Raw genomic sequence first — 23,086 nt, 5'->3', positions numbered from 1 at the left:
AGGACCCGTCCACCAGGAGCTTCGTCGTTCCGTACGACCCGTGCCTACCAACACCCGACACCACAGCCAGGTTCAGAGGAGAACCGCCGGCCGCCGTGGGTACGGCGGCCGCGGCTCCTGGTCAGGGTTGTCGGGTGAGGGTGGTGTTCACCAACGGACCGATGATCTTGAGGGCTTCGGGGGTCATGAGATGGAGATGCGCGAAGTCGACGACGTGGAAGTCGGGTTCGTCGGAGAGACAGGGCGCCCATGCCTCCGCGCCGACCGCGGTGGTGTCCAGTGTGGTGCTGGACGCGACCACGGTGGTGCGGCCGCGGAAGACTCCGCTGCTCTGCCGGTCGGCCAGCGCCAGGTTGCGGGCCATGATCTCGGCGAGATTGGCCACCTGGTCACGCGTGAGTTCGGACAGCGGAGTGGCTCGGGCGCGAAGGGCGGCGGTGAAGCCTTCGTACTCCAGCATCGAGTCGTCGATTTCGTCGCGGTCGAGGCCGAGCATGCCGAGGATGTCGACGTACACGTTCTCCCGGTGGTGTGCCGATTCGTTCGGGTTCGAGTCGATGATGGTCAGGGACGAGACCTCGATGCCGAGGGATTGCATGTGCACCGCCGTGGCGTGGGCCAGTTTGCCGCCGAAGGACCAGCCGAGGAGATGGATCGGGCCGCGGTGGGTGCGGGTGATGCGGTCCGCGTAGACCGCGGCCATGTGTTCCAGACTCGCGTACCCGGCCGGTGTCGTCGAGACGCCGTCCGCCTGGAGGCCGAAGACCGGAACAGTGCGGTCGACGTGCGGCAGCAGACCGGCGTAGGGCCAGCTGAGGCCGCCCGCCGGGTGGACGCAGAACAGGGGGGCGGCAGAGCCCTCCGCGCGCAGGGTGAGGACCGGGGCGTAGGCGTCGCGGCCGGTGGTGCCGTCGAGGTGGGCGGTGATCCCGGCGACCGTGGGCGTCTCGAACAGCACACGGACCGGCAGTCCGATGCCGAGGGCCGACTGGACCCGGCCCGTCAACCGGGCCGCCAGCAGGGAGTGGCCGCCGAGCTCGAAGAAACTGTCGTCGATGGTCACCTCGTCGATCCCGAGCACCTCGGCGAACAGTCCGCAGAGCGCGGCCTCGCGGTCGTCCCTGGGGCCGCGGCCGGCCTGACCGCTCGTGCGGCTCGGCTCGGGCAGCGCGCGCCGGTCGAGCTTCCCGTTCTGCGTGACGGGGATCGCCTCGATCTCCACCAGGGCCGACGGCACCAGATGCGCCGGCAGCCGTCGCTCCAGTGACCGGCGCAGCGCAAGGGTGTCGATCGATCCGCCCGGTGGGGGGACGACGTACCCGACCAGCCGGCGGTCTCCTGGCGCGTCCTCGCGGACGGTCACCGCGGCCGCGGCCACCGCCGGCTCCTCGCGCAGCGCCGCCTCGACCTCGCCCGGTTCGACCCGGAAGCCGCGGATCTTCACCTGGTCGTCCACCCGCCCCAGGAACTCCAGCTCGGCGGAGGCGTTCCACCGGACCAGGTCGCCGGTACGGTACATGCGCGAACCGGGCGGCCCGAAGGGATCGGCCACGAACCGGGACGCGCTCAGCCCGCTCTGCCCCACATAGCCGTTGGCCAGGGTCGTGCCCGCGATGTACAACTCCCCGACCACGCCGTCGACCACCGGGTTCAGCCACGGGTCCAGCACATACACCCGCACGTTCGCCATCGGCCGGCCGATCGGCACCTCGGGGCTCGACGGCGGCAGCTCCCGCCCGCGCCACGCGATGACGACGATGCCCGCCTCAGTCGGACCGTACTCGTTGTGCACGGTCAGTCCGCGGTTGCGGGCGAGGGCGCGGCGCAGCGACTCCGAGTGGGCCATGGCCTCGCCCGCCTGGATGACGTGGGTCAACGGGGCCAGGTCGTCCTCGGTCCCGGGGAGCGCGTCGACCAGCGCCTGGAGCGCGATGTTGGGCAGGTGCAGCTCGGTGACAGACCGACGGGTGACCCAGGCGCCCAGGGCCGCCGGGTCGCGCCGCACGTCGTCCGGACACAGCACCACCGTTCCGCCCGCCGCCAGCGTCGTGTAGACCTCCTGGAGGGACACATCGAAGCTGGCGGCCGCGAACTGGGCGACGCGCCGGCCGCGGGGCATCAGGGCACGGTACTCCTGCACGAGCTTGTGCAGTGCCCGGTGCGGCACCATGACGCCCTTGGGGCGGCCGGTGGAGCCCGAGGTGTAGATGATGTAGACGGTCTGCTCGGGGTGGCACGGCGCCGAGCCCAGGTCCTCGTCGGACTGCCCGGCCAGCGCCGTCACTGTCTCGCCGTCGTCGAGCGCGATCGTGTCCAGTCCGAGCAGCACGTCGGCGGGCCGCCCGGTGGTCAGGCACAGCCGGGGACGGGCGTCGTCGATCAGGTACGCCAATCGGTCGTCCGGGTACGCGGGATCCAGCGGCAGATAGGTGGCGCCGAGCTTCGTCAGCGCCGTCATCGCGACGATCAGGTCCAGGGTCCGGGTCAGGTGGACGGCGACGCGGTCCTCCGGGTGAATCCCGCGGTCCCGCATCAGTCGCGCCAACCGGTTCGCCCGGCTGTTGAGTTCACGGTAGGTCAGCACCGTGGACTCGTCCTCCACCGCCGGCGCGTCCGCCATCTCCCGGGCACGCTCCTCGATCATCGAGGCCACGGTCTCCTCCGGGTACACGACCTCCGTGGCGTTGCGCTTGCCGAGCAGCTCGTCCCGCTCGTCCGGCGAGACGATCTCGATCTTCGACAGCGTGGCCCCGGGGTGTTCCAGGACGAAGTCGAGCACGGCCGTCCACCGGGAGACGATCCGGTCGATGGTCGCCGCGTCGAACAGCTCCGTGCGGTACTGGACCATGACGTCGAGGCCGCCCCGGTCCGGTCGCTCGGAGACGCTGAAGAACAGGTCGAACACCGAGTTTCCGGTGGGAGCCTCCTGCACCTCCAGCTCCATCCCGGGCAGGGTGAACCGCTCGACCGGGCTGTTCTGCAGGAAGAAGGCGACCTGGAACAGCGGGTGCCGCGACGGCGAGCGCTCCGGGTTGAGCCTCTCCACCACCTGGTCGAAGGGCAGGTCCTGGTGCTCGTACGCGGCGATGCCGGTCTCGCGGGCCTGGGCGACCAGGTCGACGAACCGCGGGTCGCCCGCGGTGTCGGTACGCATGACCAGGGTGTTGACGAAGAACCCGACCAGGTCCTCCAGCGCCTCGTCCGTGCGGCCCGCGATGCCGGTGCCGATCGCGATGTCGGTGCCCGCGCCGTACCGGGTGAGCAGTGCCGCCATGGCCGCCTGCAACACCATGAACGTCGTCGCGCCCTGGCTGCGGGCCAGGTCCGCGAGCCCGCGGTGCACCTGAGCGGGCACCTCGATCCAGAGGGTCTCGCCCAGGTGCGATGTGGCCGCGTGCCGCGGCCGGTCGGTGGGGAAGCTGACGACGTCCGGCAAGTCCGCGAGCTGGGCCGTCCAGTAGCCCAGTTGCCGGGCGAACTCACTGTCCGGATCGCCGGGGTCGCCCAGCAGCCGCCGCTGCCACAGCGTGTAGTCGGCGTAGTCGACGGGCAACGCGTCCCACGACGGCGCGCTCTCGGAGCGGCGTGCCGTGTAGGCGGTCACCAGGTCACGGGCAAGCGGGCCCATCGACCAGCCGTCGGCGGCGATGTGGTGGATGAGGATCAGCAGCACGTGTTCGTCGGGGCCGGTGTGGAACAGCCACGTCCGGATCGGGATCTCGGCGGCCAGGTCGAACTCGTGCCGGGCGGCCGCGGAGAGCCGTGCCGTCAGATCCGGGCCCGCCACCGTGACCTCGGTGAACGGCGCCACGGCGTCGGCGCCGGGGACGACCCGCTGTTCGGGGGTTCCGTCCCACACGGGGAAGGTGGTGCGCAGCGGTTCGTGCCGCGCGACCAGGTCGTCCAGGGCGGCGCGCAGCGCCTGAGTGTCGAGCCCGCCGGTGAGACGGAACGCGAACGGCATGTTGTACGTCGGGGACGGGCCTTCGAGGCTGTTCTCGAACCAGATCCGCTGCTGCGCGTATGACAGCGGGAGGACCTCGGGCCGGTCGGCTCGGACCAGCGCCGGCCTGGCCCTCTCCCCACCGGTCAGGCGCTGGGCGAGTTCGGCCACGCTCGGCGCCTCGAACAGCGCCCGGACCGGAAGTTCGATGCCCAGGGTGGTGCGGACCCGGCTGACCAGCCGGGTGGCGAGCAGGGAGTGGCCGCCCAGGTCGAAGAAGCTGTCGTCGATGGTGACGCGGTCGACGCCGAGCACCTCGGTGAACAGGTCGCAGAGCATGGCCTCACGGTCGTCGCGCGGGCTGCGCCCGGAGCCGTCGCCGGTGTAGGCGGGGGCGGGCAGAGCGCGACGGTCGACCTTGCCGTTGGTGGTCATGGGGATCGTGTCGATCAGCATCAGGGTCGAGGGCACCATGTACTCCGGCAGCCGCTCGGCCAGCCTGGTGCGCAGGACCTTGATGAGCTTGCCCGCCGCCATCGTCCGGGTCGGCGTGTTGACCAGGGCGCCCGGGCACGGTTCGGCCTGCCAGGTCCCGTCGAGCGGCGTGGTCGCCAGGTCTCCCGGCAGGACCACGACGTCGAGCAGGTCGGAGCGGTCCCCGGAGTAGGTGGTGACGACCGTCCGGCCGGTCGCGGCACCCCATTCGTGCAGCGTTTCGGGATCGAGCGCGTGCCGGATGTCGGCCGGGGGAAGGTCCGCGAGCCGGGCTCCGGGCGCCGCGTCCTCCAGCGACCGCAGGGTGTGCCACTCCGCCGCCACCCGGGCGTTGTGAACGCCGCGGATCCGGACCGTGCCGTCGTGGGCCGCGACGATCGCCTCGACGGTGTCGAGACCACCGCCGGGCCACGGCACCTCGGGCAGGTCCGCCACCGGGTGCGACCGGACGGGAGCCTTGTACAACGTCACGTCATAGCGGTGCAGGGACATCTCGTTGTGGCCCCGAGCCCGCTTCAACCGGACGTCGACACCGCCGACGTCGGAGCGCCCGGCCAGCTCCGTGAAGAAGCCGGGGGCGACGGTGAGCTCCCGTTCCAGTCGCACGTCCGAGTCGGCCGCCTCCAGCACACGCTTGGCGTCGGTGTCCTGGCCCAGTCGGCTTGCCTGGACCGCGACGTGGAACGCGCGCACCGACATCTGGTTGCGGACGTCCCCGACGAAGATCCGCCCGCCGGGCCGCAGCAGTGCCAGGGCGCCTTCGAGCACGCGGGCGAGGTAGTCGCCGGACGGGAAGTACTGGATCACGGAGTTGATCACGACGGTGTCGAAGTGCCCGGCCGGCAAGCCGTCCAAGTCGTCCGCGCCGCGCGCGGACAGGTGGGTGCGGTCGGCCCACTCGGTGTCGCGCAGCTGACGCGTCAGCCGGGCGATCACCGAGGACGAGAGGTCCGTGGCCCAGTAGGACTCCACGTGCGGCAGCAGCTCGCTGAGCAACAGCCCCGTGCCGACGCCGATCTCCAGCACGTTCCCCGGGGGCAACTCGAGGATGCGGCCGACGGTGGCGGCCTGCCACTCCCGCATCTCGTCGAGCGGGATCGGCCCGCCGGTGTAGGAGCTGTTCCACCCGGAGAAGTCCGCGCCGAACCCGGCGGCGTCCTCGTCCCCGTAGAGGGTCTCGTAAGTCGCCTCCCAGTCGGCCACGAAGTCGCTCGTGTCGGCGTCCGCTTCCGGCATGGGCACGACGTAGCCGACGAGCCTGCGGTCCCCCGGCACGTCCTCGCGCACCACCACGGTGGCGGACAGGACCGCCGGGTCCTCCCGCAGCACCGACTCGACCTCGCCGGGCTCGATCCGGTGGCCGCGCAGCTTCACCTGGTCGTCGGCCCGGCCGACGAACTCGATCTGCCGCTCGGCGGACCACCGGACCACGTCCCCGGTCCGGTACATCCGCGACCCGGGCGGCCCGAACGGGTCGGCGACGAACCGCTCGGCGGTCAGTCCGGCCCGCCCCAGGTAGCCCCGGGCCAGGCCCGCGCCCCCGACGTACAGCTCGCCCGTGACGCCGTCCGCCACCGGTTCCAGCGCCCCGTCGAGGACGTACACCCTGGTGTTGGCCAGCGGCCGGCCGACCGGGACGCCCGCCGCGAGGTCGAAGTCGGCCCCGATCGGGAAGCGCAGGACGAACGTCGTGGTCTCGGTCGGCCCGTAGCCGTCGACGATCCTGGTCGCCGGCGCCGCCGCGCGGACCAGGGCGACCGCCGAGGCCGGTACGACGTCGCCGCCCGACCAGATCTCGGTGAGGGTGCGCAGGCGCTCCGGGTACTCCGCGGCGACCACGGTGAACAGCGCCGCCGTCATCCACACCGCGGTGACGTCGTTCTCCTCGATGCACCTGGTCAGCACGCCGGGGTCGGAGGCGCCCGGCGGAGCGAGCACCACCGTTCCGCCCGTGCAGAGCGGGACCCAGATCTCGTACGTGGAGGCGTCGAACACGTGCGGGGAGTGGGCCAGGACCCGGCTGTGCCCGCTGTCCCACACCGGATCCTGCACCAACTCGGCGATGTTGCGGTGCGTCGTCGCGATGCCCTTGGGCCTGCCGGTGGAGCCGGACGTATACATGACATAGGCCAGCTGGCCCGGCCGGACCGGCTGCGCGACCGGCCGGCCGTCGTCAGCGGGGTCGTCCAGGACGGACCGGGCCGAGGCCGCGTGCGCACCGGGTACCAGCCCGGCGAACCTGGTGACCGCGTCGGTGGCCGTGATGGTGCACACCGGACGCGCATCGGTCACCATGTCGTGGATGCGCCCGTCCGGATAGGCGAGGTCGACGGGGAGGTACGCGGCCCCGGCCTTGAGGACGCCGAGCAGAACGGCGAGCAACTCCGCCGAGCGAGGCAGGGCGACCCCGACCAGATCCTCCGGCCGCGTGCCGCGGGCGAGCAGCCACCTCGCGACCCGCTCGGCCTGCTCGTCCAACTGCCGGTAGGTCCACTCCCCCCGCTCGGACACCACTGCGACCGCGTCCGGGACCCTGCGGACCTGGGCGGCGAACAGCTCGGGCAGCGCGGCGTCCACGATCGGGTGGGCGGTGTCGTTGCGCTCGACGAGCAGCTCCGCTCGTTCGGCGGCGTCGAGCAGGGGCAGTGCGCTCAGGCGCGTGTCCGGGGCGGCCGCGGCCCGGGCGAGCACTCGTCGCCAACGCTCGAAGAGACGGACGACGGTCCCGGCGTCGTAGAGGTCGGTCGCGTAGTCGATGTTGCAGGTCAGGCCGGCCGGCTGACCGCCGTCGTCGAACCGCTCGAACAGGTCGACGTGCAGGTCGAACTGCGTGCGCCCGGTCGGCGGCGCGTCGAAGGCGACGTCCAGGTCCGCCAGGGCGAACTCCGGCTCCTTGTTGTTCTGCACGGCCAGGATGACCTGGAAGAGCGGGTGGTGCGCGGCCGACCGGCGCGGGTTGACCCTCTCCACCAGGTGGTCGAACGGCACGTCCTGGTGCTCGTAGGCCACCAGGCAGGTCTCCCTGACCCGCCGCAGCAGTTCGGCGAAGGTCGGGTCGCCGCTGGTGTCGGTCCTGATGACCAGGGTGTTCACGAAGAACCCGACGAGGTCGTCGAGGCCGTTGTCGAGCCGGCCCGCGATCGGCGCGCCGACGGCGGTGTCGGTGCCCGCGCCCATCCTGGTCAGCAGGGCGGCCATCGCGGCCTGCACCACCATGAACAGGGTGGCGCCCGAGCCCTGCGCCAGAGCGACCAGGTCGCGGTGCAGCTCGGCGGGCAGCTCGAAGCACTCCATCGCGCCCTCGTAGGAGGCGATCGCGGGTCGGGGCCGGTCCGGCGGGTACGTCACGACCTCGGGAAGCCCTGCGAGGTGCTCGGTCCAGTAGTTGACCTGCCGGGACATCACGCTCGTCCGGTCGTCGCCGGAGCCCAGCGTCTCCAACTGCCACAGGGTGTAGTCGGCGTACTGGATCGGCAGGGGCGCCCAGTCGGGCTCGGTGTCCGCCCGCCGCGCCGAGTACGCGGCCATCAGGTCCCTGGCGAGCGGGACCAGCGACCAGCCGTCGCCGGCGATGTGGTGAACGATGATCAGCAGCACGTGCCGGTCCTGCGCCACGTCGAACAGCCAGGCGCGCAGCGGCAGGTCCTTGGCCAGGTCGAACATGTGCTTGGACGCCGCCAGCAGCGCGCCCTCCAGGTCCTCGGCGCTCACGTGCCGGCAGTCGAGCTCGACGAGCGCCTCGTCCGCCGGGACGATGAGCTGTTCCGGGGACCCCTCGAGGTCGGGGTAGACGGTCCGCAGGGATTCGTGGCGACGGATGATGTCGCCGAGGGCGCCTTCCAGCGCGGCGGGGTCGAGCTGCCCGTCGAGCCGCAACGCGAGGGGCATGTTGTACGTCGCCGACGGTCCCTGCAACCGGTCCTGGAACCACAGGCGGCGCTGGGCGTACGACAGCGGGATGCGGTCGGGGCGGACCCGCGGTGCCAGCGGCTCGCGGGCCGGTGCGCCGTCCCGCAGCCGGGTCACGAGCTCGGCGACCGTGGGCGCCTCGAACAGCTGACGCACCCGCAGTCCGGCACCGGTGACCGCGCGGATCCGGCTCACCAGCCGGGTGGCGAGCAGCGAGTGGCCGCCGAGCGCGAAGAAGTTGTCGTCGATCGACACCCGGTCGACGCCGAGGATCTCGCCGAACAACCGGCACAGCAGCGCTTCCTGGCCGTCACGCGGGGCTCGGCCGGCGCCCGCAGGGGCGTGGTCCGGCGCGGCCTCGCTCGTCGGCACCGGCAGACCCGCGGGCTCGTCCGCGCCGAGCGCGGCGAACTCGCCGACCCGGATCGCGGGGTGCCCGGCGGCCTGTTCCAGGACCGCGATCCAGCGGTGGAGCAGGGTGCGGACCGTCTCGGCCTCGAACAGGTCCGTGGCGTAGTGCGCCACTAAACGGACACCGGCCGGCCGCGCGTCGCCGGTCCAGGTCTCGGTGATGTCGAAGTGCACGTCGGTCAGCAGCTTGCCGGTGGGCAGGATCCCCCCGGTGACCTCCGCGCCGGGAAGGGCGATCCGGGCGTCCGGCATGTTCTGAAGCGTGAGGCTGACCTGGTACAGCGGGTGGTGCGCGGTCGAGCGCGCCGGGTTGAGCACCTCGACGAGCCGGTCGAAGGGCAGGTCCTGGTGCTCGTCGGCGCCGATGCACGTCTCCCGCACCCGGTCGAGCAGGTCGACGAACCGCGGGTCGTCCGCGGTGCTGGTGCGGATGACCAGGGTGTTGACGAAGAAGCCGATGAGATCGTCGACCTCTTCCTCGGTGCGGCCGGCCGCGACGGTGCCCACCGCGATGTCGGTTCCGGCGCCGGAGCGGGTGAGCAGGGCCGCCAGGCTCGCGTGGAGGATCATGAACAGGGTGGTGCCGGTGCGGCGGCCCAGGTCGGTGAGGCGCTGGTGCAGCTCGGCCGGGATGTTCAGCGGCACCGTCGCGCTGTCCTGAGATGCCACGGCCGGGCGCGGGCGGTCGGCGGGGAAGCCGACGCGCTCGGGCAGGCCGGCCAGCCGGTCCTCCCAGTAGCGGACCTGGCGGTGCAGAGGGGCGCCGGGGGCGTCCGCCGCGCCGAGGGTCTCGCGCTGCCACAGGGTGTAGTCGGCGTACTGGACCGGCAGCGGCGCCCAGTCGGGTTCCCGGCCCGCGCACCGGGCCGCGTACGCGGTCGTGAGGTCGTCAGCGAGCGGTCGCATCGACCAGCCGTCGCCCGCGATGTGGTGGACGACGATCAACAGGTGGTGGTGCTCCGGGCCCGACTCGAACAGCCATGCCCGGAAGGGGACTTGCGTGGCGAGGTCGAACGCGTGCCGTGCGGCCGACCGGACGGCCGCGTCCAGCTCTTCGGCGGGCAGGCGCACATGCCGGACGAGGTCGGCGACGGCCGGGGCGGCGACGATCCGCTGGGCCGGCACCCCGTCCTCGGCCACGAACACCGTACGGAGGGACTCGTGACGGACTACCAGGTCCCGCAGGGCGCCGATCAGCGCCTCGGTGTCGACCGGCCCGGTGATCCGGAAGCTGAACGGGATGTTGTACATCGCCGACGGCCCGTTGAGCTGCTCGATGAACCAGAGCCGTTGCTGTGCCAGGGAGAGCGGCAGCGGGTCCGGGCGCTCGACCGGCGTGAGGGGCGCGCGGCGGCTCCCGGCCCGCCCTCCGACCCTGGCCGCGAGCTCCGCGACGGTGGGTGCGTCGAACAGGGTCCTGATCGACAGCTCCGCGTCGAACCGCGCCCGCAGCCGCCGGACGAGCCGGATTCCGTGCAGCGAGTTCCCGCCGAGGTCGAAGAAGCTGTCGTCGATACCGACGCGGTCGATGCCGAGCAGCTCGGCGAAGAGCGCGCACAGCTCCTGCTCCGTGGAGTCCCTCGGTTCCCGGCCGCCCGCGGCCGTGTACGTGGGCGCCGGCAGCGCCTTCCGGTCGACCTTCCCGTTCGGACTGATCGGCAGTGCGTCCAGGACCACGATGGCGGACGGCACCATCTGCTCGGGCAGCCAGGTGCGGACCGCGCGCCGCAGCGCCGCCGGGTCGACCTCGGCGCCGTCCCGCGCCACCACGTAGCCGACCAGGCGGCGTTCACCGGAGGTGTCCTCCCCGGCGACCACCACGGCCCGGGCGACCGAGGGGTCCTCGCGGAGCACGGACTCGACCTCGCCGAGCTCGACGCGGACTCCGCGGATCTTGACCTGATGGTCGATCCGCCCGATCAGCTCCACCAGGCCGTCGGGGTGGAACCTGGCCAGGTCGCCGGTGCTGTAGAGGCGCTCCCCCTGTACCGGGCCGTGCGACCACTCGAAGAACTTGGCCGCGGTCAGCTCGGGGTTGCCGTAGTACCCCTGGGCAAGGCCGAGGCCCGCCATGTGGATCTGCCCCGTCACACCGACGGGGACCGGCTGGCGTTCCGAGTCCAGCACGTAGAGCCGCTGGCCGGCCATCGGCCGCCCGAACGGGATGCTGGCCCAGCCTGGCAGCGGATCCCCTGCCAGGAACCACGTGGAGGAGATGGACACCTCGGCGAATCCGCCGAAGACGAAGACCTTGATGCCGGGGGCAAGGGGCTCGAGGCGCTGGGGGAGGTCCGGCATGCTCCAGTCCCCGCCCAGGATCACGGTCCGGATCCCGGTCTGTTCGCCGAGGGACCGCACGTGTTCGACGTAGAGCTCGAGGAGGGAGGGCGCGGAGTTCCAGACGGTGACGTCGTGCTTGTGGACCAGGTCGTGCCAGTGCGCCGGGTCCTTGGTGCGGCCCGGGTCCGGGAACACCACCGCGCCGCCGGCCACGGCGATCCCCAGGAGCTCGTAGACCGACATGTCGAAGCTCGGTGAGGACAGAGCGATCACCCGGTCCTCGGCGCCGACCCCGGCGGTGGCACTGATGTCCAGCAGGTTGTTGACGACGCCCCGGTGCCGGATGGCGATCCCCTTGGGCCGGCCGGTGGAGCCGGAGGTGAAGATGATGTAGCAGAGGTCGTCCGGACCGGCGACCTCCTCGGGGGCGTGGTCGGGCAGTTGCTCGAGTTCCGCGGCGTCCCGGTCCATGAGGATCACCGGGACGCCGGACCGGGGCAGGCGCGGCGACAGCGGGGATTCCGTGACGAGGACGTGGGAGTCGGAGGCCTCCATCATGAACGCCAGGCGTTCGACGGGGTAGTCGGCGTCCAGGGGTACGTACGCGGCGCCCGCCTTGAGGATGCCCAGGATCGCGACCATCAGGTTCGGGCCCCGGTCAAGGCACATCGCGACACGGCCGCCGCGGCCGACACCGAGGGCCCTGAGCCGGTGGGCGAGCCGATTGGCCGCCTTGTCGACCTCGGCGGCGGTCCAGGTCGTCCCGCGGTGGATCAGCGCCACACCGTCGGGATCGGTCTCGAGCCGCTCGGCCACACATGCGTGCAGGGTGCGGTCGTGGTCGAACTCGGACGCGGTGGCGTTCCACTCCACCAGCATCCGCTGCTGCTCCGCCGCCGTGAGCAAAGGCGCCTCGGCCCGCGGGCGGATGCCGGGATCGGCGACGCAGGCGGTCAGCAGGGTGGCGAAGTGCCCGAGCAGGCGCTCGACCGTCCCGTGGTCGAACGCCCCGGCGTCGAAGGACACGTCGAGGTGGACCTCCTCGGACGACTGCCGGACCTCGACGACCAGTTGGTGCTCCGACGGGTCCGCGGTTCCGTCCGCCTGTCGGAACACCGCGTCAGCGGCCCGGTACCGGTCGTCTTCGACCTGCTGACGACCGGTCAGCCGGACGGTCCGGACGAGGTCGGCGAACGTGTCGTCGCGGCCGGGCGTGACGGCCAGCAGCTCACCGGGCGCACCACCGAGCTCGATCCGCTCGGCCTCGCCGTACCTGGCCAGGACCGCCACGAAAGCGGCCGACAGCACGGAGAACAGCTCCGCGTCGTGTTCCGCCGCCACCGACCGGGCCGCGTCGACCAGGTCCGGAGACAGAGTGCGGGTCGCGCTTCCCGCTCCGGACGGCCGATTTGCGTTCGCTCCGGCGGTCTCCCTCACCGTGCGCTGTGTTTGTGGCAGCCTCGGCAGCCTGGCCATCGCCTTCACGTCCTTACCCCGAAGTAACGGACGCCGACCTCAGGCACGCCGAAATCGGTTTCAACGATGCGTGCGGTCGACGGCTGACATTTCGCCAGAAGTGGCTGTTCAGGCCTCACATGCCCAGGGCGCGCCATAGGCAGGTTTGCGGAAGCCATGGCCTCTGACTCCGAACTCAACGTAAGGACCCGAATCGATAACGTCAAGATCAATAAAGTGGTTGCCAGATGAAGTTGGTTGTGCCTAGTGTGAGTTGCGAAAGCGACGTCCCTCGACAGAGGAAAGCCAAGTTGACGAATCCTTTCGACAGTGCGGACGGCCAATTCCTGGTGCTGGTCAACGACGAGGGGCAGCACTCACTGTGGCCCCAGTTCGTGGATGTTCCGGCTGGTTGGAGCGTGGTCCACGGACCTGACGCGCGGGACACCTGCCTCGGCTACATCGATCAGAATTGGACAGACCTGCGGCCGAAATCGCTCCTCCACGCTCTGCGTGACGACGACCGGAGAATTAGCCGGGCGATTTGAGGGCTGCCGCCCCTTCGGCGCATGCCGACGATTTCACGCCACGGCCCGTTTCAGGCCACGCCCATGCGAGTTCCCCCACTCCGGAAGGGTTCGGCATCAGATGAATAATGCTCCCGATCAACGGGGCGCAAAGCAACTCGACCGCAAGCTCGACATCCGACTCGAAGCCGGGGCGCCGCCCATGGTCGTCACCCCTGAGCTGTCCACACTCGCCGACGCGCTGGACTGGCTGCGCTCGGTCGACGACGAACTCCGTGCCGCGATGCGGTCCCAAGGGGTGCTGTACCTGCGCGGCCTGCCGGTGCGCGACGTGCAGGACTTCGGCGCTGTCCGCGACCAGCTCGTTCCGCAGCGCACCCCGTACCGGGAGAAGGCCACGCCGAGGCACAGCTATGGCGATGACGTGTTCTCCTCGACCGACCTGCCGCCGGCACAGCCCATCCGGATGCACAACGAGAACAGCTACACCCTCGACTTCCCGGGAACGCTGGTGTTCTGCTGCCTCACCGCACCGGCGGAGGGCGGCGCGACCCCGGTCGCGGACTGCCGGGCGGTGTTACGCGACATACCGGAACACCTGGTACGGCGCATGCGCTCCTCGGGCTGGGCCCTGCGCCGCAACTACTCCGACCTGGTGTCCCTGGACTGGCGCACCGCCTTCGCCACCGACCGGAGCGCACAGGTGGAGGCGTACTGCGCCGAGAACCTGATCGCCGCGCGCTGGTCAGGCGACGACCTGAGCACCAGCCAGATCCGTGCCGGGGTGATCACCCACCCGCACACCGGCGACGAAGTGTGGTTCAACCACATGGCGTTCTGGAACTCGTGGTCGCTGGACGAGGAGATCCGCGAGTCGCTCGTGGACGAGTTCGGCGCGGACGGACTCCCGTTCGAGACGTCCTTCGGCGACGGCGAACCGGTCACCAAGGAGGACCTCGCGGCCATCGACGCCGCGTACGCGGGCGCGACCATGCGGCGGTCCTGGCAGCCGGGTGACGTGATGATGGTCGACAACATCCTTGCCGCACACGGAAGGGAGCGGTTCCGGGGCGACCGGCGCATCGTCGTCGCCATGGGCGATCCGGTCTCCGTGCGGGACTGCCTGCCGACCGTTCCGGCCGAGGCGAGGTTCGTCTGAGATGACCACGAACCTCATCGCACAGGATGACGACCCGCTGGCCCGGTTCCTGCAGTCCGTCGAGGCGGCGCCGGACCGTGCCGCCGTCCGGTCCGCGGACGCGTCCGTCACGTTCGCCGACCTCGCCGCGTGGGTCGCGGGCCTCGCCGGCGCCCTACGGGACCGCGGTGTGCGCCGTGGCGACCACGTCGGCGTGTGCCTGGAGCGGGGCGTGGACCTCGTCGCCGCACTGCTCGCCGTGTGGAGCGCGGGCGCGGCGTACGTCCCGCTCGACCCGCGGTACCCCGGCGAACGGATCGCCTTCATGATCCAGGACTCCGGCCTGCGGCTGGTGGTCGCGGCGGACGACCGGCCGACCCGGCTCGCGGACGTCGACGTGATCACGCCGGTCGCTTCGGGAAGCGCTGCCGAGCCGGTGCCCGTGACACCTGCCGACGCTGCCTACGTCATCTACACCTCGGGCTCGACCGGCGTGCCCAAGGGCGTGATCGCGACCAGAGGCGGGGTGGCGTCCCTGCTGCACCGGCTCGAGGCGGTCGGCGCCTACCCGGACGGCCACCGCGTGGTCGGCTGGAACGCGAGCGCGTCGTTCGACGCCTCGGTCCAGCAGTGGGCCAGGGTCTGCCGCGGCGACACGGTCGTCGTCCTCGACGAGGAGCAGCGGCGCGATCCCGCCCGGTTCGGCGCCGCACTGGCCGAGCACGGGATAACCGACATCGACGCCACCCCCTCGCACTGGGAGGCCGTGGAGCAGGGGGTCACGACCCCGCTGCATCTGTACCTGGGCGGCGAGCCCGTCTCCACCGCGCTGTGGCGGCGACTCGACGCGGCCAGGCGGGCGGGGCGCGTGGAGGCGTTCAACCTCTACGGACCGACCGAGTGCACCGTGGACTCCACGGCCGGGCCGATCGAGGGCGCCGAGCCGCACATCGGGCCGCCGCTGCCCGGTGTCGAGGTCCACGTGCTGGACGACCGCCTGGCGGAGGTGCCGGTGGGCGTGACCGGCGAGCTCTACATCTCGGGCCCCGCCGTCGCGCGGGGGTACGTGAACCGCCCCGGCCTGACCGCGGAACGGTTCGTCGCCGACCCGTTCGCCGGTGCCGGGCGGCGGATGTACCGCACGGGTGACGAGGTCAGGCGCCGGGCGGACGGCACGCTGGAGTTCGTCGGGCGGGCCGATCGCCAGGTCAAGGTGCGCGGCTTCCGGATCGAGCCCGGCGAAGTCGAGGCGGCCATCGCCGGATACCGCGACGGGTGTGCCGCCGTCGTGGTCGCGCGGGCGGACGACCTGGTCGCGTACTGCGTGGGCGACCCGGACCTCGACGAGCTGCGCGACCACGTGGCCGCGCTCCTGCCGGCCCACATGGTCCCGGCACGGTTCGTTCGGATCGCCGCGTTCCCGTTGACCGTCAACGGGAAGATCGACTTCTCCCTCCTCCCCGAACCCGACGCCGGTACCACGCAAGCGGACGGGCGGCTCCCGGAGGGCGAGTACGAGGAGCTCGTCGCCGGGGTGTGGGCGGAAGTCCTCGGCCAGGACCGGGTGTTCGCCGAGGACGACTTCTTCGCGCTGGGCGCCCACTCGTTGATGGCCATCCGGGTCGTGGCCCGGGTCAAGAAGGAGCTGGGCGTCGCACTGTCCATCCGGGACGTGTACCAGCGGCCGATGCTGCGGGACTTCGCGGAGTTCGTCCAGTCGGCGCACGCCGGCGTGACCTCGGCAGCCGGCCGATAGAGGAGACAGCACGTGTCGAACCAACTGGGACCAGCGCGGCAGAACACCGCCGTGATCCGCCCGAAGCAGCTTGACGGCGCGACCAACACGCTGGTGTGCCTGGGTTTCTGCGGCGGTGGGACCGGGCCGTACCACCCGTGGGCCGAGGTCGTGGCGCCGGACGTGGACGTCGCACTGATCTGCTACCCCGGCCGCGACGGCCGCTTCCTGGAGGACTTCGCCACGACCTGGGACGAGCTGGCGGAGGACGCCACCCGCACGGTCGTCTCAGCGGTCGGCGACCGGCCGTACGTCCTGTTCGGACACAGCATGGGCGGCTGGATGGCCTTCGACGTGGCGAGCCGGCTGGAGGCGCGGGGCACGTCCGTCCCGGACGCCCTGGTCGTGTCCTCGTGCAACGCTCCGGCGCGTGGCCTCACGCCGCGGGACATGTTCCCGGCCCACCAGGACACCGACGAGGAACTGCTCACCTGGATGCGCACGCACGGGCTGATCGCCGCGCACGTGCTGGAGGATCCGGACCTGCTGGAGATGGCGGTGGAGATCATGCGCGCGGACATCGCCGTGCGGGACACGTTCCGCCACAACGGCGCCGCGGGGGTCACCATGCCGCTGCAGGTCCTCGCCGGCGCCGACGACGAGGTGATCGAACCGGACGCCCCCGCCCAGTGGCGGGAGTTGGCGTTGGGGCCGTACCGGCACGATTCCCTGCCCGGTGGCCACTTCTACACACCCGAGGTGTGGCGGGCCTTGCCGACCCACATCGCCGCGATCAACCGGTAGACACGGTTCGGCCCAGGAGAGTTTCGGGAGCATCCTGCTCATGATCGATCAGTTCGCGACGAAGGCCACCTATGGCCAGGTCTTCGCGGTCGCCCAGTTCCGAGCCGTATTCGCAGGTCGGCTGCTCGGCGTCATGTCCGATACGCTGCGGTCCGTCGCGCTGGCGGTGCTGGTGTTCGACCAGACCGGCTCTCCGCTGTTGACGGCGATGACGATGACGATCGGCTTCCTGCCCCAAGCCGCAGGCGGCCTGTTCCTTGCCGCGATGGCGGACCGGTTCTCGCCGCGGACCCTCATCACCACCGGCTACGCACTCCAGTGCGCGGTCGGGCTGCTGCTCGCGTTCGGGCACCTCCCGGTCGCGCCCAGCCTGCTCCTGGTCGCAGCCGTGGCCTGCCTGACACCGGTCACCACCGGGGCCACGGCCCGCGTCCTGGCGGCGGTCCTCACCGGCGACACCTACGTGCTCGGACGTTCGCTGTCCTACATCGTCGCGGTCTCGGCGCAGATGGTGGGCATGGCCGCCGGCGGGACGCTGGTCGTGTGGCTGGGCGTGGAGCGGACGATGCTGGTCACCGCAGGGGCGCACCTGCTTGCGTCGGTGATCAGCCGCCTGTTCCTGTCGCACACCGACGTGGTCCGCGCGAGCGGGTCGGCTGTGGCGGGCGGGTCGACAGTGGAGGGCCGGTCCGCTGTGGAGGGCGGGTCGATCGTGCGCAAGACCCTGCAAGGCAACGCAGCGCTCGTCGCCGCCCCCGGGGTCCTCAAGCTGATCATGGTCCAGTGCCTGCCCGCCGCGTACCTGGCCGCGGCGGGAAGCCTGCTCATCCCGTACTCCGCGCAGCGCGGGTTCAACCCGACGGAGACCGGCATCCTGTTGGCAGCCACGTCGGTCGGAATGCTCATCGGAGACGTCGTCATCGGGCGGGCGTTCACCCCCGCCACCCGGGAACGGCTCGTCCTGCCACTGCTGTTGGTGATGGGCACGCCCTCGATCACGCTCGTCCTGGACCTGCCGTATCCGGCGGTCACCGCAGCGTACGTGGTCACCGGCATGGGATCCGCCTACTTGCTCGGCCTGCAGCGACGCTTCCTGGAGGCGCTCCCGTCCCATCTCCAGGGACAGGGTTTCGCGCTGCTGAACACCACCACCATGAGCATCCAGGGGGTCGGACCCCTGGTCTTCGGCGTGTTCGCGGAATTCCTCCCGGTCGGCCTCGCGATCGCCCTGACCGGGGTGAGCAGCGTGACCACCACACTCCTGCTGCGCGACGTGGCCCGCCCACGCAAGTAGAGCAATGCGAGGTGAACCCATCGGGGCTTCGATGGAGTCGACATGCGTCTTTCGCGAGTGGACCTGACTATGGAGGCTTGGTCGAACATTCCGCGCCGATATCTGAACGTGCTCGTAGACCTGTCCGCCGTTGAACACAACACGCGCGTGGTTCGACAAGCCGTCGGCGGGCCGACTGCCGCCGTCATGGCCGTCGTGAAGGCCGACGCATATGGACATGGCGCGATTGACGTCGCGCGTGCGGCGCTCAGAGGAGGGGCGACATGGCTTGGCGTCTGCACAACACCGGAAGCACTGGAGCTTCGCCGGGCCGGCATCGATGCACCGATCCTCGCGTGGTTGCACAATTCGGCGGAGAGCATGCGATGGGCCACGGCGGCCGGCGTGGACGTGTCAGTCCAGTCGGCTCGCACGCTGGCGTTCGCAGTGGACGCGGGTCGAGCTGTCGGCCGCCCGACGAGAGTCCACCTCGAGGTTGATACCGGACTGGGTCGCGGCGGAGCGGCGTTCGATCATTTGGCATCCCTTTTGAATGCCGCGAAGTCCGCGCAATCACAAGGCCTGATCAGTGTTGCATCTGTGTGGTCACACCTGTCGCACGGTGAAGTCAGGGGCCATGACACGCTGGACGAGCAAGCAGAGTTCCTCACCAGTGCCTGGCGTCAGGCAAAAAAAGCCGGCCTCGACGTTCGACGGCATCTGGCCGGATCACTATCAGCGCTCACACGGCCTGATCTTCATTTCGACATGGTTCGGACAGGCTCGGCGCTCTATGGACTGCTGCCATATACGGAGCGTCATAGCTTCGACCTTCGACCGGCCATGCGGGTCACAAGTCACGTTGCGCTCACGAAGAGGGTTGAAGCCGGGCAGGGTGTTTCCTATGAGCACGATTGGATTGCACCGAAAGCACTTAATTTGGCTCTGGTCCCCGTCGGCTACGCCGATGGGGTGCCACGGTCGTCGAGTGGACAGATGGCCGTTTCCATTCGAGGTCGACGTTACCCGGTAGTGGGCCGCATCTGCATGGATCAGATGATCGTCAACTGTGGCGACGAGAAAGTAGGGGAAGGAGAGGAGGTAGTTCTCATCGGGGACGAACCGGACGGTGACCCCACTATTCACGAATGGGCATTGGCTGTGAACACCACGCCCTGTGAGATCGCGACGAACTTCTCGCGCTCGCACGTCAACCGGCAGGTCGTGTCGGCATCCTCCGGCCTTCGCGATGCTGATGATTCCCATGACCTTTAAGAGGTCATCTCAATTGCGAGTCTGCGGTAGCAGATGAGGGTGCGGGCCGGGTTGGTGAGGGCGAGGAAGCGTTCGGCCTTGCGTTCGTCGCGGCGGTGGAGGCGGCGGTAGCCGGCGAGCCAGGCCATGGTCGTTCTATGGTCCAGCGGTGGCGTCCGAGCCGCTGCGAGGACTCGATTCCCCTGCGGGCGATGCGGTGGCGGATGCCGCGCTGGCACAACCTCGCGGGCGCACCTTCTGGCGCTGCCGTACATCCTCGCCCGGGCCGCGGCCGGCAGTCAGGCCGGAGGCGGACCGGGCCGCGGCCGGCACTCGGCACCTCGGTGCAGGGTGACTGCCGATGGCCCGCCACGGTGGTCATGGACGGAGCGCGGGCCCGGTCAGGGATGCTTTGGGGAGAAGACCCGTAGGCATCCAGACTGATTCTGCTCCCGTTCAGGTAGGCCTCCCATGCCGCCTCCGCCGTGGGCTGATCGCGCCAATCGACCACGGGGATCTCCACGGAGGACCGCGCCACCCACGGGCCGCCGGTACTCGCGCGCACCTCCTGCGGTGCGGATCATCTCGGCCGGCACGCCGTCCCAGTTGAAGAACCTCCGGATCGGAAGGCCCCCCGTCGCAGAAACGATCTCGAAGTCGTAGTTGCCCGGGCTGCCCAGGTCGTCGGTCTCCGGGGCGAGGGACAACGCGATGGTGGCCTTGCCGCTGCTCAGGGCACATCTACGGGCTCGTAGAGCACGTCGGTTCTGAGTATTGTTTTCGTACCCTCAAGAAGCGGGGCCGAGTCGTGAAGCGTCCGATGCCAGAAGAGGAGCGCATCGCCCGGTTCGGGGCGGTGGGCACTCAATATTTCCTCAGGCTTCGCGAGCCGCGGCCAGTCAGAGAAGTCACGTTGCACAAAGGGAAGATCGTTCTGCTTATCGGCGATGAACCGCGTTTCTCCGCCCACGGCCTCATACGACAGGTAGACGACGACCGTCAGGAGAGTGCGCCTTCCGTCGGGGGCGAAATAGGGCGAATCGTAGTGCGGGACAATGAATCCGCCGTGTTCGTACGTGACGAAGCGCATACGCGGATTGACGGCCGCCGGTCTCCAGGGCCTTCCGTCCGAATCCGTCGGATCGTCCGATCCCACTTCAAGCGATAGAAGCCTCCGCAGCCTGCGGTAGAATTCTGCCGCCAGGGATGTGGATTCGGCCGTGGCGCGGAGATGAGCGACCGGATCTCCCACTGCATAGTTGGCGGCAATGCCGTCTCGGCCCACCGGGGCAAAGCGCTGGGCGGCCAGTTCGGTCGCGAATGCCTCCACTTCGGCCGGAGTGAGGAAATGGCGAATCACCTTGGCGTTGGCCTTTGCGATCTCCGATTCGATCGGGCTCCATGAGTCATCGGCAGATATTCGGCTCAGCGTTTCTTCGGAGAGCTCAAAGGGATTCACCGGCATTTCGAACATGATCACTTCTCCGTGCTGAGGCCGTCGTCGATCCCAACGTGGCCGTGGGCCCCACAGCCCGGAACGGCCGCGGGCAGCGCATTGAGGTGGACGGCGGGACCGCGGGCCACGTACTGGTGCGCTTCGAGTCCGTGGAGGGACTCGAAGCCTCTGGAGTCAATGCCTGCAGGGAGCGGGGACCACCGGGCGGTTATCGTCACGATGACGATATTAGGTCGGGGTGAGCCCACAAAGCAAGCAGGACGTACCCAACGCGGCGGAGAGGGCCGGGAGACGGGGCGGGGACCGGCTCAGGGACTGCCGAAGCGAGGTAGTCCCACGCGGCGCTGGGCTGCTCCGTACCGCAGCGGCTGACGCCATCGAGGGCGTCGACCTTGCCGGGCACCGACCAGGTGCGAGTTCCCTCCGCGGGCGCCCTTCGCGCGCCAGGGTCGTAATGCCCGCCGGGCCACGGGAGTTGAAAGAGGCGGCATGCTGGACGAGTTGGCAGCGGCGGCAGCGGCGGCGGGCCGATCTGCAGTGGTCCAGGCAGCGGGCTGACCTGTGGAACGGTTTTCGGGGCCGGGTCGCCGAGTGGTTCGGGCGTGGGGACGCGGTGCGGGAGAGCCGTGAGCTGGAGCGGCTGGACCGCAGCGCGTCCGAACTGTCGACGGCCGGCCAGGACGAGGTGGAGCGGCTCGTCTAAGCGGCTCCGGCGCCTGGTGTGTCCCACGCGCGGCTGCCGCCACACCTTCCGTGAGCAGGTGAGGGTTTGCAGCGTTGCCTCTCGACGTGAGGACGGCTTTGGCGATGACCGTCATGCGGTTGGGGCTGCAGCGGGCTCTGCGGAAGATCCGCCAGGACTTAGCCTCGCGATGCTCCCCGATGCAGGCGCGGTCGGCGAGAACGGGAACGCCGTGGCGTTCGCAGATCCGGATGATTCGGCGGGTGCGGGCTGCGGTCAGGTCGTGGGTGCGTCCGGGCAGTGTGGGCGAGATCCACAGCAGCTCTGATGAGTCGAGACGTCGAACACCTCTCTCCAACGGCACGGGAGCCTCGTGCGTTGTGGGACACCGGCCCGTCACCCGATCAGTGGCCACGCAGAAAGAGCCCAGTGAACATCGCCCGGAGATTGTGTGAGCAAAGGCGAGCCGACGAGACCGCGCGTGCCCGTGCAGCCGGGCGTCGTCCCTGGTCGCAGGGGTCGGGAGGCCCCGACCCCACTGAAGTGCCGGGTGGGGACTCGATTGCCTGTGCGAAGTTACTCGCTCATACCGGTCTATGCTGGCGCCGGGCTGCGCAGGGTGTCGGCCGATTGCCTTTCCGTCCAGCAGTTTTGACAGGAGCGGGGCGCGCCACCGCTCGTAGAAACGTTCGTACAGGGACAGGCGAAAATTGATCAGGCACTTGTTGGGCAGAGGAAAAGTCGCGAACCAGACGAAGGGCGCGCTCGCCGGCCTCTCGGTGCCGCAGAGTGCGGGCCTCGTCAGCTTCCGCGTCATCGACCCGGTCGGTGAGCCCTTGGTGCAGGCGCAGTACACGCTGAACGACAGCCAGGGGCGCAAGGTCGTCGGAGGGGAGACGGACCCGTACGGCTGGGGCGTCGTCGTGGTCCCCGTCGGCGAGTACCGCATGTCGGTCTCGGCGGACGGTTTCGCCGCGCACCTGGGACACGCGTCCGTGCGAGAGGGGGGTGCGCCCGTTGCGCTCGGCGACCTCACCCTGCATTTCGCGCCCACGCTGCCCCTGCCCGAACCGGGCGAGTGGGAGATCGAGGCCGCGCACACCCGAATAGGCTTCACCGCCCGCCACATCGGTCTCGGCCGCGTTTACGGCGGCTTCGGCAACTTCGCCGGGGCCATCAGGGTCGGGAGCACCATGGAGCACACCGCGATGCACGTCGTCATCGACGCGGCATCGATCGACACCAACGTCAAGATGCGTGACAACCACCTGCGGTCCGGGGACTTCCTCGATGTGGAGAACTTCCCGACCCTGGAGTTCTACAGCGACCGCTTCGTGCACCGCGGCGGCCAGAACTGGGTGATCACGGGCGGTCTCACCCTCCACGGGGTGACCCGCACGGTGGCCCTCGACGCGCAGTACAACGGCGTGCGGGTGGGCATGGAGGGCGAGACCCGCGCCGCCATCCACGCCACGACAGAACTGCACCGCGAGGACTACGACATCAACTGGCAGACCATGCTGGCGCGCAACATCGCCGTGGTCGGCTCGAACATCAAGGTCGACCTGGACATCCAGATCGTCCCCAAGGGCACCGAGCTGGAATTCAAGTAACGCAGAGGCGAACTCCCCAGAGCCGTGTACGGACCCGACCGGTCCCGAACGCGGCTCACCCGCGTTCAGGGCCGGGCACCAACAGCAGGTGCGAACACAATGAGCTCTTGG

Annotated in this window: 10 protein-coding genes and 2 pseudogenes; 8 read left to right on the top strand and 4 right to left on the bottom strand. The window is 70.1% G+C overall.

All coding sequences use genetic code 11. From position 1 onward, the window contains the following. Nucleotides 1-121: 121 nt before the first annotated feature. Entirely contained in the window at nt 122-12,475 is a 12,354-nt protein-coding gene (locus ACFYXA_RS03850) for an amino acid adenylation domain-containing protein (protein WP_389027913.1), read from the bottom strand. Between the two features lie 329 nt (nt 12,476-12,804). Here ACFYXA_RS03850 and ACFYXA_RS03845 point away from each other — a divergent pair, with 329 nt between their 5' ends. From ACFYXA_RS03845 to alr, 6 genes are all read left to right on the top strand, one after another. Continuing rightward, nucleotides 12,805-13,041, top strand: coding sequence for an MbtH family protein (locus tag ACFYXA_RS03845; protein ID WP_352248242.1), 237 nt, complete (start codon nt 12,805-12,807; stop codon nt 13,039-13,041). Between the two features lie 100 nt (nt 13,042-13,141). Next, nucleotides 13,142-14,179: a TauD/TfdA family dioxygenase gene (locus tag ACFYXA_RS03840; protein ID WP_389027910.1), complete on the top strand. Its 1,038-nt coding sequence runs from the start codon at nt 13,142-13,144 to the stop codon at nt 14,177-14,179. Nucleotide 14,180: 1 nt separating this feature from the next. After that, nucleotides 14,181-15,914, top strand: a complete 1,734-nt coding sequence (locus ACFYXA_RS03835; protein ID WP_389027908.1) for an amino acid adenylation domain-containing protein — start codon at nt 14,181-14,183, stop codon at nt 15,912-15,914. 12 nt (nt 15,915-15,926) lie between these two features. Further along, complete coding sequence (locus ACFYXA_RS03830; protein ID WP_389027906.1) at nt 15,927-16,697, top strand: thioesterase II family protein; 771 nt, start codon at nt 15,927-15,929, stop codon at nt 16,695-16,697. A gap of 40 nt (nt 16,698-16,737) precedes the next feature. Beyond that, on the top strand, nt 16,738-17,991 hold the full coding sequence (locus ACFYXA_RS03825) for an MFS transporter (protein WP_389027904.1): 1,254 nt from the start codon (nt 16,738-16,740) through the stop codon (nt 17,989-17,991). Nucleotides 17,992-18,033: 42 nt separating this feature from the next. Beyond that, complete coding sequence (gene alr, locus ACFYXA_RS03820) at nt 18,034-19,245, top strand: alanine racemase (RefSeq protein ID WP_389027902.1); 1,212 nt, start codon at nt 18,034-18,036, stop codon at nt 19,243-19,245. Here alr and ACFYXA_RS03815 read toward each other — a convergent pair. Beyond that, nucleotides 19,242-19,441, bottom strand: a pseudogene (locus tag ACFYXA_RS03815) (IS5/IS1182 family transposase); the annotation flags it as partial. The gene alr and the pseudogene ACFYXA_RS03815 overlap by 4 nt on opposite strands. A gap of 513 nt (nt 19,442-19,954) precedes the next feature. Continuing rightward, a complete protein-coding gene (locus ACFYXA_RS03810) occupies nt 19,955-20,698 on the bottom strand; it encodes a 2OG-Fe(II) oxygenase (RefSeq protein WP_389027900.1) in 744 nt (247 codons plus the stop codon). A 457-nt stretch (nt 20,699-21,155) separates the two neighbouring features. Between ACFYXA_RS03810 and ACFYXA_RS03805 the strand changes: the two genes are divergently transcribed. After that, a complete protein-coding gene (locus ACFYXA_RS03805; protein WP_389027898.1) occupies nt 21,156-21,383 on the top strand; it encodes a hypothetical protein in 228 nt (75 codons plus the stop codon). Here the strand turns inward: ACFYXA_RS03805 and ACFYXA_RS03800 are convergent. Then, nucleotides 21,380-21,684: pseudogene (locus ACFYXA_RS03800) on the bottom strand (hypothetical protein); the annotation flags it as partial. The gene ACFYXA_RS03805 and the pseudogene ACFYXA_RS03800 overlap by 4 nt on opposite strands. Nucleotides 21,685-22,087: 403 nt before the next feature. Between ACFYXA_RS03800 and ACFYXA_RS03795 the strand changes: the two are divergent. Next, the gene (locus ACFYXA_RS03795) at nt 22,088-22,975 is read left to right on the top strand and encodes a YceI family protein (protein WP_352248228.1); all 888 of its coding nucleotides are present in this window, start codon (nt 22,088-22,090) and stop codon (nt 22,973-22,975) included. The last annotated feature ends 111 nt before the right edge of the window (nt 22,976-23,086 follow it).

It is taken from the genome of Streptomyces sp. NPDC002566, assembly GCF_042889585.1.
GTDB lineage: Bacteria > Actinomycetota > Actinomycetes > Streptomycetales > Streptomycetaceae > Streptomyces.
Note: the sequence above shows the minus strand (reverse complement) of the source record. Positions and strands in the feature narration are given on the sequence as shown.

What these genes read in the sequence shown, in the direction of transcription:
- ACFYXA_RS03840 (WP_389027910.1), top strand. Translation starts at nt 13,142, where the DNA reads ATGAATAATGCTCCCGATCAACGGGGCGCAAAGCAACTCGACCGCAAG.
- ACFYXA_RS03835 (WP_389027908.1), top strand. Translation starts at nt 14,181, where the DNA reads ATGACCACGAACCTCATCGCACAGGATGACGACCCGCTGGCCCGGTTC.
- ACFYXA_RS03825 (WP_389027904.1), top strand. Translation starts at nt 16,738, where the DNA reads ATGATCGATCAGTTCGCGACGAAGGCCACCTATGGCCAGGTCTTCGCG.
- alr (WP_389027902.1), top strand. Translation starts at nt 18,034, where the DNA reads ATGCGTCTTTCGCGAGTGGACCTGACTATGGAGGCTTGGTCGAACATT.
- ACFYXA_RS03810 (WP_389027900.1), bottom strand. Translation starts at nt 20,698, where the DNA reads ATGTTCGAAATGCCGGTGAATCCCTTTGAGCTCTCCGAAGAAACGCTG.